The organism is Mesorhizobium sp. M0077, from assembly GCF_040322955.1.
Lineage (GTDB): Bacteria > Pseudomonadota > Alphaproteobacteria > Rhizobiales > Rhizobiaceae > Mesorhizobium.
The window spans coordinates 18,446-33,588 of sequence record NZ_JAMYUL010000023.1; the positions used below are offsets into that span (position 1 = coordinate 18,446).

Sequence of the window (15,143 nt, forward strand, 5' to 3'; positions counted from 1 at the left end):
CATCCCGTGCGGCAAGGAGCCCGAGAAAAATGGCCGACGACGAGATCATCCTCTCCGAGCTTTCCGACGACGAGTTGGTGCAGCAGATGCACGACGATCTCTATGACGGGCTGAAGGAAGAGATCGAGGAAGGCACCAACATCCTGCTCGAGCGCGGCTGGGTGCCCTACAAGGTGCTGACCGAAGCTCTGGTCGAAGGCATGCGCATCGTCGGCGAGGACTTTCGCGACGGCATCCTGTTCGTTCCCGAGGTGCTGCTGTCGGCCAACGCCATGAAGGCCGGCATGTTCATCCTGCGCCCGCTGCTGGCCGCCACCGGCGCGCCGAAGCAGGGCAAGATGGTGATCGGCACCGTCAAGGGCGACATCCACGACATCGGCAAGAACCTCGTCGGCATGATGATGGAAGGCGCCGGCTTCGACGTCATCGATCTCGGCATCAACAATGCGGTGGAAAAATACCTCGACGCCATCGAGCAGCACCAGCCCGACATTATCGGCATGTCGGCGCTTTTGACCACGACCATGCCCTACATGAAGGTCGTCATCGACACGATGAAGGAAAAGGGCATCCGCGACGACTATGTCGTCCTGGTCGGCGGCGCGCCGCTCAACGAGGAATTCGGCAAGGCCGTCGGCGCCGATGCCTATTGCCGCGACGCGGCTGTGGCGGTCGAGACCGCGAAGGACTTCATGAAGCGCAAGCATAATATGCGCGCTTCAGCCTGATCTCTTCCGTAAGGCGTCTGGCCCACAATCGAAAGCCGCGCCTTGCAGCGCGGCTTTTTTGTTCCCAGCTATTGGAACGGATGGCTGCGTCAGGGTTTGGTGACGGTGTCGTCGACGGCTTTGGCAGTCGATTTGATATCCCGGCCGACACCACGGACGGTGTTGGCACAGGCCGTAAGCGCCAGGACGCAGGCAAGGATTGCAATCGGCGCAACGCGTAACAGTTTCATGGACGGTTTATCCCTCTCTCGATAGATTCGCCCCACAGCAACGAAGGCCGCTTCGACCGGGTTCCATGGCCAGAATGCAAAAAACGAAACCGAACCAAGACGACAGGCTGCTGGTCATCGCCTGTGGAATGATTGCGCGCGAAGTTTTGGCCGTCAAGGAGCAGCTCAAGCTCGACCATCTCGACCTGACCTGCCTGCCGGCGGAGTTCCATTTCTACCCCGACCGCATCGCACCGGCGATGGACAAGGCGATCGAAAAGGCCAAGGCGGAAGGCTATAGCAACATCTTCGTCGGCTATGCCGATTGCGGTACCGGCGGCATGCTCGACCGGGTCCTGGAGAAGCACGGCGTCGAGCGCATGGCCGGGCCGCACTGCTTTGCCTTCTACCAGGGCATGGACGCCTATGCGAAGGTCGCCGACGACGACATGATGTCGTTCTACATGACCGATTTCCTGTGCCGCCAGTTCGACGCCTTCTTCATGAAGCCGCTCGGCCTCGACAAGCACCCGGAGCTGATCAAGGACTATTTCGGCAACTACCAGAAGCTGATCTACATCGCCCAGACCGACGATCCGGAACTCGACAAGGTCGCCGAGAAGGCCGCGAAGATGCTTGGCCTCGCCTATGAGCGCCGCTCGACGGGCTATGGCGACCTGACGGCCGGACTGGCGCAGGCCGCCGCCCACGCCTGAAGCGGTTCTTGAGCCGGGACGCTGTCGAGAACAGATGACAGGCCGCCGCGAATGGTTAAGTTGTGAGCCAAAAGCAAACAGGCTGATTCAGCCATCCGAACACGGAACGTCCCGATGACCCCTCGCGTCCTGCTTGCCGCCCTTGGCCTCCTCTGCCTCGTCTTGCCCGCTCGCGCCGACGGCGAGGTGCAGAAGATCATCACGCCTGCCGACAAGGTTCGCCTCGACAAATATGGCGAGACCCGCAAGGCGGCGCTGGCCGAGGCAAAAGCGGGAGACCCGGCTGAGGTCAGCCAACTCGACGCGCTGCTGGCAAAGCCGATAGTGGCCTTTTCCGACAAGGACCTGAGCGGCAACTGGCAATGCCGAACCATCAAGGTGGGCCTGACCGGCCCGCTGGTCATCTATGGCTGGTTCAAGTGCAAGGTCACGGACGATGGCTCCGGCTGGCAGCTGGAAAAGGTCAGCGGCTCGCAACGCACCAAGGGCCGTTTCTTCGACGATAGCGAAAAACGCGCGATCTATCTCGGCTCCGGCTATGTCAATGACAACAAGCCAAAACCCTATGGCAGCGGCCCGGAAAGCGACCAGGTCGGCTATGCCTTCCGCACCAGCGCCAATGAATGGCGCATCGAATTCCCGGCGCCCTACTACGAATCGAAACTCGACATCATCGAGTTCAAGCGCTGATCCGTTGGTCTCTCGCTGGCCGGGCGGTCATCAAGATTTAACCTCGCCCGGCACAGAATTGAGCCGGGCAGCGCACGGCAAATGGTTGCGCGCCGGCAAGAAAGCGTGCCATGGCATCAGCGGTTGAAAAAAGTGCTGCGATCGTCATCGTCACCGAAGGCGGACCGCACATCTGGGCAATCGTCAACGCCATCGCCGACCAGTTCGGTCCTGTCAGCGTCATCCTCGAAAGCCCTGAATCCAAAAAACAATTGCTGCTCGGCCGGGCGCGCCGCCAGGGCTTGTTTTCGGCCATCGGTCAACTCGGCACGATGGTGTTGACGCGGCTCGGCAAGCGCTTCTTCGCTGGCCACGCAGAGCGGCTCATCGCCGATCAGAAGCTTGAGACCGAGCCGAAGCCGGGACAAAAGATCATCCACGTCTCCTCCGCCAACGCAGCCGATTGCCTGCAGGCGATCGCCGACATCCGCCCGGGCGTGGTGCTGCTCGCCGGCTGCCGGCTCTTGTCCCGGCAGACGCTGGCGCAAATGCCCTGCCCGGTGCTCAACTACCACGCCGGCATCGCGCCCAAATACCGCGGCATGAATGGCGGCTACTGGGCGCTGGCCTCCCGCGATCTCCAGAATTTCGGCACCACCGTGCATCTGGTCGACGCCGGCGTCGATACCGGCGGCGTGTTGAAACAGGCGCGCGGCAAGCCGGAGCCCGGCGACACGATTTCGAGCCATGCGTTGCGCCAGGCGGCGTTCTCGCGTGACATCTGCGTCGAGGCGGTCCGCGATGCGCTGGACGGCAAGCTTGTCACGATCGACCCCGGCCTGCCGTCGAAACAATGGTACCATCCGACGATCTGGTTCTATCTCTGGACCGGCCTGACCAAGCGGGTTTGGTAGCCAGCCTTCCCTCGGAATCTCGCCTTTCTTTTTGCGACTTCCAATAGCGTCGCTTTTGAATGCGCGCGCGTCGTCCCATAACAAGCAGCCCCACTGCGCATCCGGCAATGCTCGCACCTGCTGGACAAAGTGGTGGAGCGTCGTTTCCCTCATGGACGCACGGCGCTCTACAGGGAGTGAGAGAATTCATGGCCGATCTGATCGTCGTCTATTGGCGCGACATCCCCGCCCAGGTCATCGTCAAGAAGGGCCGGCAGAACGCCAAGCGCGAACTGCCGCTGCGCTTCACCGAGGCGATCGATATGTGCGCCATGCGCACCGGCGCCGGCGGCACCGACGATTACCTCGCCGAATGGCGCAAGGCCGATCCGATCCCCGTCGGCGACGACCTCGAAGCCGAGGTCGAGAAGGCATTCAGCGACATCGACGCGAAATACGACCGCGAGCGGCTGGTCGCTCTGGTCAAGGCGGGCGGGAAAGAAAATGTCTGAAACGACTCCCGGCAAAGGGGGCCCGGCGGTGACCCAGGCCACGCAGGTCAAGAAGGCAGCGCCGAAATCCGACTACAAGCCGGCCGACGTATCGCCGCAGCGGCGCGTGCAGCGCTCGTTTGCGATCAGGCTGTGGTCGATCCGCCATTCGCGATTGCTCGAATGGTTCTACTCCAGATTCGCAGACATGTTCCTGCTGCTCCATCCGCTGTGGAAAGGCCTTGGCTACGGCCGCGTCGAAGCGCCGATCAAGTTCGTTGAAAAACGCGTAAAAGGCTTCATGTTCGACTGCCGCATGTGCGGTCAGTGCATATTGTCCTCGACCGGCATGTCGTGCCCGATGAACTGCCCCAAGCAGCTGCGCAACGGACCTTGCGGCGGCGTGCGCGCCAATGGCAATTGCGAGGTCGAGCCCGATATGCCTTGCGTCTGGGTCAAGGCCTGGGAAGGCTCGCGGAACATGGAGCATGGCAACAAGATCCTGACCGTTCAGAAGCCCGTAGACCAGTCGCTGCGTGAAACCTCGGCCTGGCTGCGGGTGACGGCGCAGTCGGCAGCGGCCCGTGAAGCCGCTGCCAAAGCCAATACCGGAGCGGGCGCATGATCGGCCGCCAGCGCGACGAAAACCCGGCCGGCATCCATCTGCCGCTCGATCCGCTGCCCGGCCACTCCTCGCGTGGCCGGTTGGAGCGTGTGCTGCGGCGCGGCGAATTCGCGGTCACCACCGAGCTCAACCCGCCCGACAGCGCCGATCCCGAAGACGTCTATAACCGCGCGAAAATCTTCGACGGCTGGGTCGACGCCATCAATGCCGTCGATGCCTCCGGCGCCAACTGCCACATGTCCTCGGTCGGCATCTGCGCGCTTTTGACCCGCATGGGCTATGCCCCGATCATGCAGATTGCCTGCCGTGACAGGAACCGGATCGCCATCCAGGGCGACGTGCTGGGCGGTGCGGCGATGGGCGTCGCCAACATGCTGTGCCTCACCGGCGACGGCGTCCAGGCCGGCGACCAGCCCGGCGCCAAGCCTGTCTTCGACCTCGATTCCATGTCGTTGCTGGAAACCTGCCGCATCATGCGCGACAACGGCAAGTTCCTGTCCGGCCGCAAGTTGACGACGCCGCCGCAAATTTTCCTCGGCGCCGCCGTCAACCCCTTCGCGCCACCCTTCGATTTCCGCCCGATCCATCTCGGCAAAAAGATCGTCGCCGGCGCGCAGTTCGTGCAGACGCAGTATTGCTTCGACGTGCCGATGTTCAGAACCTTCATGCAGAGGGCGCGGGACTTGGGGCATACGGAAAAAGTTTTCATCCTGTGCGGCGTCGGCCCGCTGGCTTCGGCCAAGACGGCCAAATGGATCCGCTCCAACGTGCCGGGCATTCATATTCCCGATACCATCATCAAGCGGCTGGAAGGCGCGCAGGACCAGAAGAAGGAAGGCAAGCAGCTCTGCACCGACATCATCAACGAGGTGAAGGAAATTCCTGGTGTCTCCGGCATCCATGTGATGGCCTACCGCCAGGAGGAATATGTCGCCGAGATCGTCGATGAATCGGGTGTGCTGAAAGGCCGCCAGCCATGGAAACGTGAGATCCGCCACGACGATCAGATGGTCGCCGACCGGCTCGAGAGCATACTCCACGACGACATTACCGAAACGCAGGTGGATATGGTGAAGACCGCGCACTGACAGCGCGGACGGCCAGCCATTCGCTTGAATGAAACCAGACAACGATATAAAGAAATCTTTATATCAGGCGGAGAGACTTCATGACCCGGACCATCGTCGCCTCGGCGACACGAGAGATCATCATCGGCTTCGACCAGCCTTTCTGCGTCATCGGCGAGCGCATCAACCCGACCGGCCGCAAGAAGCTGGCCGCCGAGATGATCGCCGGCAATTTCGAGACCGTCATCAAGGATGCGCTGGAACAGGCCGCCTGCGGCGCCACGATGCTCGACGTCAATGCCGGCGTCACCTCCGTTAATCCGAACGAAACCGAACCCGGCCTGCTGGTGCAGACGCTTGAGATCGTCCAGGGCCTGGTCGACCTGCCGCTGTCGATCGACTCGTCGGTGACCGCCGCCATCGAGGCAGCGCTCAAGGTCGCCAAGGGCCGGCCGCTGGTCAACTCCGTGACCGGCGAAGAGGAAAAGCTCGAAGCCATCCTGCCGCTGGTCAAGAAGTACAATGTTCCGGTCGTCGCGATCTCCAACGACGAGACCGGCATTTCGATGGACCCGGATGTGCGCTTCGCCGTCGCCAAGAAGATCGTGCAGCGCTGCGCCGATTTCGGCATTCCCGCGCATGACGTCGTCGTCGACCCGCTGGTGATGCCGATCGGCGCGCTGGGCGATGCCGGCCGCCAGGTCTTCGCGCTGTTGCGCCGCCTGCGTGAAGAGCTCAAGGTCAACACCACCTGCGGCCTGTCCAACATCTCGTTCGGCCTGCCGCACCGCCACGGCATCAACGCCGCCTTCATCCCGATGGTGATCGGCGCCGGCATGACCAGCGCCATCATGAACCCGGTTCGGCCGCAGGAAATGGAAGCCGTGCGCGGCGCCAATGTGCTCAACGGCACCGACGAAAACTGCACCAACTGGATCCGCACCTACAAGGATTACAAACCGGCCGAAGGCGGCCAGGCCGTCGCAGCGCCCACCGCCGTTAACGCTCCGGGCGAAGGCGGCGGCAATGGCGGTCGCCGTCGCGGCGGCCGTGAAGCCCGCATGGCCAGGGGATAAGCGCGCAATCGTGAACTCGCCTGCAAACATTACTGATCCGCTCGTGCTGTTCATGCCGTCAGGCAAGCGCGGGCGGTTTCCCGTCGGCACACCGGTGCTCGATGCCGCGCGTCAGCTCGGCGTCTATGTCGAGAGCGTCTGCGGTGGCCGCGCCACCTGCGGTCGCTGCCAGATCGAAGTGCAGGAAGGCAATTTCGCCAAGCACAAGATCGTCTCGTCCAACGACCACATCTCGCCCAAGGGCGCCAAGGAAGAGCGCTATGAGCGCGTCCGCGGCCTGCCCGAGCGGCGCCGCCTGTCCTGCTCGGCGCAGATTCTCGGCGACCTCGTCATCGACGTGCCGCAGGACACGGTCATCAACGCCCAGACCATCCGCAAGGATGCCGACACGCGCGTCATCGCCCGCGATGCGGCGATCCGCATGTGCTATGTCGAGATCGAAGAGCCCGACATGCACAAGCCGCTGGGCGATCTCGACCGCCTCAAGATCGCCTTGATGAAGGATTGGGGCTTTAAAAACCTCGAATTCGACTTCTACCTGATGCCGCAGGTGCAAGGCATACTGCGCAAGGGTAACTGGACCGCGACCGCGGCCATCCACAAGGATGCCGAAAGCGACATCGCCCGCGTCATAGCACTCTGGCCCGGCCTCAAGAACGAGGCCTATGGACTGGCCTGCGACATCGGCTCGACCACCATCGCCATGCATCTGGTGTCGTTGCTGTCGGGCCGCGTCGCCGCTTCGTCGGGCACCTCCAACCCGCAGATTCGCTTCGGCGAGGATCTGATGAGCCGCGTCTCCTATGTGATGATGAACCCGGACGGCCGCGAAGGCATGACGGTCGCCGTGCGCGAGGCGATCTCGGGCCTGGTCGACAAGGTCTGCGCGGAAGGCAATGTCCAGCGCAACGACATCCTGGATTCCGTCTTTGTCGGCAATCCGATCATGCACCATCTGTTCCTCGGCATCGATCCGACCGAACTCGGCGGCGCGCCCTTCGCGCTCGCCGTCTCGGGCGCGGTGCGCATCAAGGCCTCCGATATCGGCCTGAAGCTCAACCAGGGCGCCCGCCTCTATATGCTGCCCTGTATTGCCGGCCATGTCGGCGCCGATGCGGCGGCGGTGACGCTGTCGGAAGGCCCGCACCGCCAGGACGAGATGATGCTGATCGTCGATGTCGGCACCAATGCCGAGATCGTGCTTGGCAACCGCAAGCGGGTGGTCGCAGCCTCCTCGCCCACCGGCCCGGCCTTCGAGGGCGCGGAAATCTCCGGCGGCCAACGTGCCGCCCCCGGCGCAATCGAGCGCGTGCGCATCGACCCCGATACGCTGGAGCCGAAATACCGCGTCATCGGCTCTGAACTCTGGTCCGACGATCCCGGCTTCCTCGACAGCGTGCAGGCGACCGGCGTCACCGGCATTTGCGGCTCCGGCATCATCGAGATCGTGGCCGAAATGTACCTCGCCGGCATCATCTCCGAGGATGGAGTGATCGACGGGTCGCTGGCCGAGCGGTCGCCGCGCGTCACGGTCAACGGCCGCACCTTCTCTTATGTCTTGAAGGAAGGCGAACCCAAGATCACCATCACCCAGACCGACGTGCGCGCCATCCAGCTTGCCAAGGCGGCGCTCTATGCCGGCACCAAGCTTCTGATGGAAAAGCAGAACACCGAACACGTCGACCGCATCCATTTCGCCGGCGCGTTCGGCTCGTTCATCGATCCGAAATACGCCATGGTGCTCGGCCTGATTCCGGATTGCGACCTCGACAAGGTCTCGGCCGTCGGCAACGCCGCCGGCGCCGGTGCGCGCATGGCGCTGCTCAATCGTGGCTATCGCCGCGAGATCGAGGACACGGTCAGCCACATCGAGAAGATCGAGACCGCTCTGGAGCCGAAATTCCAGGAGCATTTCGTCTACGCGATGGCGCTTCCCAACAAGGTCGATCCGTTCCCGAAACTGTCGGCGGCGGTGAAATTGCCGCCACGCAAGACCGTCAGCGAGGATGGCGTCGCCGGCGACGCCGCCCCGCGCCGGCGTTCGCGTGAAGGCCATGCCGCCAGGCGCAGCCGGGAATAAGCCGCCTTACGAAGGCCGCCAATTCGACCAATTTCATTTGTATGCAAATGTTTCCAGATCGCACCGATCTGGAAACCGAAACGCTGTTTTGGCGCAATACGTCCGATACAGACGTGAAGCATTTAACGGACATCGAATGGCGGACCGGACTATTCCGCCGCCACAACGCTCGAAAGGAGAATAGAGATGTTCGAGACCCTCGGCCGTTTTCGTGCGGCCATGAAGAATGCAAAGGCCGTGCGCGCCATGAACAACCTGCCACCCGAAATCCAGAAGGACATCGGCTGGCCCGTGTCGCCGCGCATCGACGCCCAGACCAACCTGTCGCGTCTGATCCTGGGCTCGGGCCGCTGATGACCTTCGCCGACAAGTGCAAATTGCTGACCAAGCGCCGGGGCCGCCGCATGGTCCCGGCTGCGACCGACATCAAGCTGCGCGCCGCGCTGCTGCCCCGGCGCTGAGCCGCGCTGCGCAGAACCGCGGACGTGGCTGATCAAACAACCGTGTTGGCTTGGGCCAGAATCTTGACATTTCGGCTGGAGGTACGATCTTCGAGACAGTGGGGGAATTCTCTTAGTCGGCTGCGGCCGAGCTTGTGTACGCGAATGCCCAGTTTCAAAAGCCACCTCGTTTCCTTCATCCTCCGGCACAGCCGCAAGAAGGCATTTGCCAGCCCGGAAAACCTGCAGCGCTGGATCGCCTATGCCCGCAAGACCGAGGATCATCATCCCCCGGCATTGCTGCGGGAGCGGCTCGATATCACCGAGCGCAGCGTCGATGGCTTCCCTGTCTATGAAATCGCGCCGAAGGCCGGCGAACGCAGGCGCATCCTCTACATGCATGGCGGCGCCTATGTCTTCCAGATCACATCCTATCATTGGGGGTTGATCGCCGAGGTGGCCGAGCGCTTGGGTTTCGGCATCACCGTGCCGATCTATCCCATCGCGCCGGAGCATGATTTCCACGCCATGTTCGGCATGGTCGGCGACGTCTACCGGCAGATGCTGGATGAGACCGACGCTGAAGACATCGTCTTCATGGGCGATTCCGCGGGCGGCAACATGGCCGTCGTGCTGACCATGATGGCGGCTGAGGAAGGCCTGCCCTTGCCGTCGCGCCACGTGCTGATTTCACCCGGCCTCGACATGTCGCTGTCCAACCCCGAAGTGTTCGAGGCGGAACGCAACGATCCGTGGCTCGGCATTTCCGGCGGGCTGGAAGCGATCCGCATGTACAGTGCCGGCATCGATCGCAGGGACTGGCATATCATTCCGCTCTATGGCGACCTCTCGGTGCTGCCGCAGACCCTGCTTCTGACCGGCTCGCACGACCTGCTCAGCCCCGACAATCTGATCTTCGCCAAAAAGGCACGCGCTGCCGGCGTCGATATCGACGTCGTCTATGAGGAAGGCATGTTCCACGTCTGGCCGCTGATCGAGATGCCGGAGACGCGTCGCGCCAGGGACAGCATCGTCGCCTTCCTTGAAGGTGAGCCCACCAAGCGGCGCGCAACTGCGCGGCGCACGGCGCGACCCGCTCTCGCGGCGCGCCCCGCCCAAGCAGCGGAATAGCAGAGCAATTCCAGGAAAAGTGTAAAACGGTTTTCCCGGGAAAGCGTGTAGCGCTTTCCCTTGGGAATTGCGTCAAAACAAGGAGTTAGAGCGGCTCGCCGTTTCCGTGAAACGGTGAACCGCTCTAGAACTTGCCGGTTTCGCGGAAAAGCTCGAACGTCGCACGGATATGGTCGGCGACGGCCTTGACCGGCGCGCTGGCGTCCGGCGACACCACCATCGCCAGATTGTAGGTGCCGATATCGGGCATGCCGTCCTTCGGGCAAAGCTCGACCATGTCGTTGCCCAGGAACGACTTCGGCAACGGTGCAACCGCGAGATCCGACATGATGGCGGCGCGCTGGCCTGCCGTGTGGGCGCTCATATAGGCGATGCGGTAATTGCGGCCTTCACGGCTCAGCGCATCGAGCGCGCCGGCCCGCCAGGCGCAGCCCTCTTCCCACAGCGACACCGGCAAAGGCTCGCGCAGATGCGCGCTGCCGCCCTTGGCGCCGGCCCAGACGATCGGCTCGGTGAGCAGCACCTCGGCGCCGAGTGCGCTGGTCTTGTAGGAATTGGTCAGCAGCGTGATGTCGAGCGCCCGGTCGTCCATGCGGCGGCGCAGATTGCTGCTCTGGTCGATGGTGACGTCGACGGCAATCGACGGATGCGACTGCGCGAAACGCTTCAGCACATGCGGCAACACGCGCTCGCCATAGTCGTCCGGCGAGCCGAGCCGCACCACGCCGACGATCTCGGGGATGATGAACTTCGACACCACCTCGCGGTTGATCGACAACAGCCGGCGGGCATAACCGAGCAGCATCTCGCCATCCGTGGTCAGCGTCACCGAGCGCGCATCCCGCGCGAAAACAGAGCGCCCGAGAATGTCCTCGAGCTTCTTGATCTGCATGGAGACCGCCGACGGCGTGCGGAACACCGCATTGGCCGCCGTGGTGAAACTGCCGGTCTCTGCAATGGCCACGAAGGTGCGCAAAACGTCGAGATCGAGCAGCGGCAGCGGATGATTGAGTGGGGCGTTCATCGGGATCGACCTTCAATTTTTCTGATGTGAAGCATCATTCCATTTCGTTTGATTGAACATCAGATTGGGATGATAGTCAACTCCATCGAAGGCAGGACGTGCCATGGCTCCAACGCTCCTGACACGGAATTGCACTCGCGGAATATCCAGGCGACGGAACGCGTTCATGCGGGACGTGCCACAACCAAAGGAGAATGAAATGTCTATCCTGTCATCCATCGGTCGGCTTGCGACCGAGTTCAGCGCGGCCCGCGCCCGCTTCCAGACCGAACGTGCGATCCGCTCGCTGCCGATCGAACTGCAGAAGGATATCGGCTGGCCTGAAGCTGCCGACACCAAGACCGGTGCACGCCACGGCGTCGGATCCTGGGCTGGAGCAAAGTAAACCATTGTGTACCATGTGCTGAAGGCCTGCCGCGCAGACCAGCCCGGCAGGCCTTCTCTATTTGCCCCGCAGGCTTCTCCAACTTATTTGCATTCAAATGATTTTCAGAGCCGTGTCGCCGCTGCATGGCGCATATGCGTCACTTGCATGGCGCCTCAATGTCGCCGGTAACACGCTGTAAGTAATCGCAAATTTTGGGCACCATGCCCAATAATGTCGCAACCGATGTCGCATTTCCATTCAAGCGCTTCGCATTTGCGATTTAGTTTCTGCTCACGCAGGCCTATATCAACGCCAGCAAACGAGCTGCCCCACTCCATCAAGCGAAGGCGACCCGTCTGAGCAACCGATAGGAGATGATGATGAAGCTTTTTGCCCGCCTCTTTGCCCGCCGCGAAATGAACCTGACGACCGCTCTCGAGCGCCAGCGCCTTGCCAACACCATGCCCGGCCAGACCGGCGCCATGAATGCGGTGCGCCTCGGTTTCGTTGCCTGAGATAACGGCTAGCGCTCAGCGCTTCCCTGCCGCTGCCGATAGTCGATAACAGCGCCGCTTCGGTTTGACCGAAGCGGCGTTTCTCGTTTTTGGCACCTATGCCGCCACCACCATGCCCAATCCGTCGGCAGCCCGTCCCTGTCATCCCGGACGATTGCCCATTTGCGACCCATGTCGCAAATATAGTTTCCGCTTAGCCCCCTAGCCAATTGACAGGAATGGTTTTTCCTGATGTCGCTGTGCTGTTCGCGACATCCTGTTCGCGCCATGGCTGCGTGAGGTTCCCTTGAACGCCGTAAAGCATCCGATCAAGCGATCGTTTGTATTCTTCCTTGTCCCGGACTTCACCATGATCGCCTTTGCGACGGCGCTCGACCCGCTGCGCTCGGCCAACCGCATGCTTGGCTATGAGGCCTATCGCTGGCGCCTCGCCAGCATCGACGGCAAGCCGGTGCGCGCCTCCAACGGCGTCGAATGCGCCGTCAACACCTCGCTCGAGGAAGAGCGCAAGAAGATGGCCGGGCCGGATCGGCCGAACATGGCCATCGTCTGCAGCGGCATGAATGTCGAGCGCTACCAGAACAGGTCTGCCTTCGCCTGGCTGCGCGAGGAATATAACAGAGGCGTCGCGGTCGGCGGCCTGTGCACCGGCGCGCATATCCTTGCCGCCGCCGGCCTGCTCTCCAACAAGCGCTGCGCCATCCATTGGGAGAACCTGCCGGGCTTCTCCGAAGCCTTTCCGAAGGCCAACGTCTTTGCCGACCTCTTCGAGATCGACCAGAACATCTACACCTGCGCCGGCGGCACTGCGGCACTCGACATGATGCTCAAGCTGATCGGCGACGACTTCGACGACAATCTGGTCAACCGCGTGTGCGAGCAGGTGCTGACCGACCGCGTGCGCAGCCCCACCGACCGCCAGCGCCTGCCGCTGCGCGCCCGCCTCGGCGTGCAGAATTCCAAGGTGCTGACCATCATCGAACTGATGGAAGGCAACCTCTCCGAGCCGCTGTCGCTGATCGAAATCGCCGACCACGTCGACCTGTCGCGCCGCCAGATCGAACGCCTGTTCCGCACCGAGATGGGCAGGTCCCCTGCCCGCTACTACCTGGAAATCCGCCTCGACCGCGCCCGGCACCTGCTGATTCAGTCGTCGATGCCGGTGGTCGAGGTGGCGGTCGCCTGCGGCTTCGTCTCGGCCTCGCATTTCTCCAAATGTTACCGCGAACTCTACGCCCGCTCGCCGCAGCAGGAGCGCGTCGACCGCAAGCAGCTGCTGGCGGCCTGAGAGTCACATGACCGCGCGAACGGCACTCTCCAAAGAATTCGCCGACCGGCAGAGTTTCCGCCTCGACGTCGAAAAATGGGCAGCTTTCATGGCGGCGTTGGAAACTCCTGCGCGTGACCTACCACGCTTGAAGCGATTGCTGAGCGAACCGAGCATCTTTTCCATAGGCGACCCAGCTTAGGTCACTGCGCCTGCGCCGTCCGCATCGCCTCGACGCGGATATCCTCGGTCAGCCGCGCCTTGAGCGCCGAGAATTCCGGGCTGGTCTTCAGCGTGTAGTGGCGTGGATGCGGCAGGTCGATGGCGACATCCGACTTGATGCGGCCTGGCCGCGCGCTCATCACGATCACCCGCGAAGCCATGAAGATCGCCTCCTCGATGTCGTGGGTGACGAACAGCACTGTCTTCTTGCGCCGCTCCCAGATGCCGAGCAGCAGCTCCTGCATCAGTCCGCGCGTCTGGTTGTCGAGCGCACCGAACGGCTCGTCCAGCAACAGGATTTCGGGGTCGTTGGCCAGCGCCCGGGCGATCGCCGTGCGCTGCTGCATGCCGCCGGACAGCTGCTTTGGCCAATGGTTCTCGAAGCCCTTCAGCCCGACGAGGTCGACATAGGAAGCGACGATCCCGTCTCGCTCCTTTTCGGCCATGCCACGTTCGCGCAGGCCGAAGGCGATATTCTGCGCCACCGTCAGCCACGGAAACAGCGTGTAGGACTGGAACACCATGCCGCGATCTGGTCCCGGCCGCGTCACCGCCTTGCCGTCAAGCAGCACACGGCCTTCGCTCGGCGCTTCCAGGCCGGCAACGATCCTGAGCAGTGTCGACTTCCCGCAGCCGGACGGCCCCAGAATGGTGATGAAGTCGTTGGCCGCGACCGCAAGGTCGACCGGCATCAGCGCCTTGACCGGCTGCCCGCCGCGCACGCCGGCGAAGGTTCGCGAGACGCCTTCGATAAGCAACTTGCTCATGCCAGGCTCCAGGGAAAGAGCCAGCGATTGAACGCCTTGAAGGCGAAGTCGGACAACAGTCCGATCATCCCGATGACGATGATGCCGAAGATGATCTGCCCTGTCGCCAGCCGCGACTGGCTGTTGATGATCATGTAGCCGATGCCTGAGGACGAACCGATCAGCTCGGCGACGATAACATAGGTCCAGGCCCAGCCGAGCACCAGCCGCAGCGTCTCGGCAATCTCGGGCGCATTGGCCGGCATGATGACCCGTTTGACGATGCCATTGTTGGTCGAGCCCAGCGTATAGGCCGCCTCGACCAGGTCGCGCCGGGTCGAGCCAACCTTGACCGCGACGATCAGGATGATCTGGAACACCGAGCCGACGAAGATGACCAGCAGCTTTTCCAGCTCGCCAATGCCGGCCCACAGGATGAGCAGCGGAATGAAGGCCGAAGCCGGGAGGTAGCGGGCGAAGGAGACCAACGGCTCCAGAAAAGCCTCTATTGGCTTCCAGGCGCCCATGGCGATGCCGATCGGCACGGCGACGATCGACGCCAGCAGGAACCCGCCGAAGACCCGCCAGATGGTGATCAATATGTCGAGCCAGAAGCGGTCCTCGACCAGCAGCCGCCAACCATCCCGCAGCATCGACAGCGGGTCGGCGAGGAAGATGCGGTTGACGTGGCCGCCAAGCGTGATCCACGCCCAGAAGGCGACGAACAGCACGAAGAAGGAAATGCCAAGCACGGTTCGAATGCCCGGCGACACCGGATGCAAGGGGCGCATCTTCAGATCGTCCGCATCGTCAGATCGTCCCCATGCTCAGTCGCGTTGCCCGGTAGAAAGCGGCGGCGCGCTGGCACCGCCGCATG

General features: G+C 62.6%; 19 protein-coding genes. 15 read left to right on the forward strand and 4 right to left on the reverse strand.

Annotation, left to right across the window (positions count from 1 at the left end):
• The first annotated feature begins 29 nt into the window (after window positions 1-29).
• Complete coding sequence (locus NKJ57_RS28640) at window positions 30-728, forward strand: cobalamin B12-binding domain-containing protein (protein WP_023670402.1); 699 nt, start codon at window positions 30-32, stop codon at window positions 726-728.
• A gap of 89 nt (window positions 729-817) precedes the next feature.
• Here NKJ57_RS28640 and NKJ57_RS28645 read toward each other — a convergent pair whose 3' ends face one another.
• Window positions 818-958, reverse strand: a complete 141-nt coding sequence (locus NKJ57_RS28645) for an entericidin A/B family lipoprotein (RefSeq protein WP_023670401.1) — start codon at window positions 956-958, stop codon at window positions 818-820.
• Between the two features lie 65 nt (window positions 959-1,023).
• Here NKJ57_RS28645 and NKJ57_RS28650 point away from each other — a divergent pair, with 65 nt between their 5' ends.
• From NKJ57_RS28650 to NKJ57_RS28695, 10 genes are all read left to right on the forward strand, one after another.
• Window positions 1,024-1,653: a DUF1638 domain-containing protein gene (locus NKJ57_RS28650; RefSeq protein WP_023691015.1), complete on the forward strand. Its 630-nt coding sequence runs from the start codon at window positions 1,024-1,026 to the stop codon at window positions 1,651-1,653.
• A 114-nt stretch (window positions 1,654-1,767) separates the two neighbouring features.
• Window positions 1,768-2,343, forward strand: a complete 576-nt coding sequence (locus tag NKJ57_RS28655; RefSeq protein WP_023670399.1) for a DUF4893 domain-containing protein — start codon at window positions 1,768-1,770, stop codon at window positions 2,341-2,343.
• Between the two features lie 110 nt (window positions 2,344-2,453).
• The gene (locus NKJ57_RS28660) at window positions 2,454-3,236 is read left to right on the forward strand and encodes a formyl transferase (RefSeq protein WP_352513532.1); all 783 of its coding nucleotides are present in this window, start codon (window positions 2,454-2,456) and stop codon (window positions 3,234-3,236) included.
• 188 nt (window positions 3,237-3,424) lie between these two features.
• On the forward strand, window positions 3,425-3,727 hold the full coding sequence (locus NKJ57_RS28665) for a virulence factor (protein ID WP_023670397.1): 303 nt from the start codon (window positions 3,425-3,427) through the stop codon (window positions 3,725-3,727).
• Complete coding sequence (locus NKJ57_RS28670) at window positions 3,720-4,331, forward strand: methylenetetrahydrofolate reductase C-terminal domain-containing protein (protein WP_352513533.1); 612 nt, start codon at window positions 3,720-3,722, stop codon at window positions 4,329-4,331. Before NKJ57_RS28665 ends, NKJ57_RS28670 begins: the two co-directional genes overlap by 8 nt.
• Window positions 4,328-5,419, forward strand: coding sequence for a methylenetetrahydrofolate reductase (locus tag NKJ57_RS28675; protein ID WP_352513534.1), 1,092 nt, complete (start codon window positions 4,328-4,330; stop codon window positions 5,417-5,419). Before NKJ57_RS28670 ends, NKJ57_RS28675 begins: the two co-directional genes overlap by 4 nt.
• An 80-nt stretch (window positions 5,420-5,499) precedes the next feature.
• Window positions 5,500-6,474: a methyltetrahydrofolate cobalamin methyltransferase gene (locus tag NKJ57_RS28680; RefSeq protein ID WP_023670394.1), complete on the forward strand. Its 975-nt coding sequence runs from the start codon at window positions 5,500-5,502 to the stop codon at window positions 6,472-6,474.
• Window positions 6,425-8,554 carry an ASKHA domain-containing protein gene (locus NKJ57_RS28685; protein WP_352500487.1) on the forward strand — a complete coding sequence of 710 codons (2,130 nt, stop codon included), beginning with the start codon at window positions 6,425-6,427 and terminating at the stop codon, window positions 8,552-8,554. Before NKJ57_RS28680 ends, NKJ57_RS28685 begins: the two co-directional genes overlap by 50 nt.
• Before the next feature lie 186 nt (window positions 8,555-8,740).
• A complete protein-coding gene (locus tag NKJ57_RS28690; RefSeq protein ID WP_352513535.1) occupies window positions 8,741-8,908 on the forward strand; it encodes a hypothetical protein in 168 nt (55 codons plus the stop codon).
• A 251-nt stretch (window positions 8,909-9,159) separates the two neighbouring features.
• Complete coding sequence (locus tag NKJ57_RS28695; protein WP_352513536.1) at window positions 9,160-10,125, forward strand: alpha/beta hydrolase; 966 nt, start codon at window positions 9,160-9,162, stop codon at window positions 10,123-10,125.
• Window positions 10,126-10,249: 124 nt separating this feature from the next.
• Here NKJ57_RS28695 and NKJ57_RS28700 read toward each other — a convergent pair whose 3' ends face one another.
• Complete coding sequence (locus NKJ57_RS28700; RefSeq protein WP_023670389.1) at window positions 10,250-11,149, reverse strand: LysR substrate-binding domain-containing protein; 900 nt, start codon at window positions 11,147-11,149, stop codon at window positions 10,250-10,252.
• A 199-nt stretch (window positions 11,150-11,348) separates the two neighbouring features.
• Here NKJ57_RS28700 and NKJ57_RS28705 point away from each other — a divergent pair, with 199 nt between their 5' ends.
• From NKJ57_RS28705 to NKJ57_RS28720, 4 genes are all read left to right on the forward strand, one after another.
• Entirely contained in the window at window positions 11,349-11,534 is a 186-nt protein-coding gene (locus NKJ57_RS28705; RefSeq protein WP_023700331.1) for a hypothetical protein, read from the forward strand.
• A 362-nt stretch (window positions 11,535-11,896) separates the two neighbouring features.
• Entirely contained in the window at window positions 11,897-12,031 is a 135-nt protein-coding gene (locus tag NKJ57_RS28710) for a hypothetical protein (protein WP_023681787.1), read from the forward strand.
• A gap of 349 nt (window positions 12,032-12,380) precedes the next feature.
• The gene (locus NKJ57_RS28715) at window positions 12,381-13,319 is read left to right on the forward strand and encodes a GlxA family transcriptional regulator (RefSeq protein ID WP_348524244.1); all 939 of its coding nucleotides are present in this window, start codon (window positions 12,381-12,383) and stop codon (window positions 13,317-13,319) included.
• Between the two features lie 7 nt (window positions 13,320-13,326).
• Window positions 13,327-13,500, forward strand: coding sequence for a type II toxin -antitoxin system TacA 1-like antitoxin (locus NKJ57_RS28720; RefSeq protein WP_352513537.1), 174 nt, complete (start codon window positions 13,327-13,329; stop codon window positions 13,498-13,500).
• Window position 13,501: 1 nt separating this feature from the next.
• Here the strand turns inward: NKJ57_RS28720 and NKJ57_RS28725 are convergent, their stop codons facing one another.
• Entirely contained in the window at window positions 13,502-14,287 is a 786-nt protein-coding gene (locus NKJ57_RS28725; protein ID WP_023741590.1) for an ABC transporter ATP-binding protein, read from the reverse strand.
• On the reverse strand, window positions 14,284-15,057 hold the full coding sequence (locus NKJ57_RS28730; protein WP_352513538.1) for an ABC transporter permease: 774 nt from the start codon (window positions 15,055-15,057) through the stop codon (window positions 14,284-14,286). The genes NKJ57_RS28725 and NKJ57_RS28730 overlap by 4 nt, the downstream gene beginning before the upstream one ends.
• Window positions 15,058-15,143: the final 86 nt, after the last annotated feature.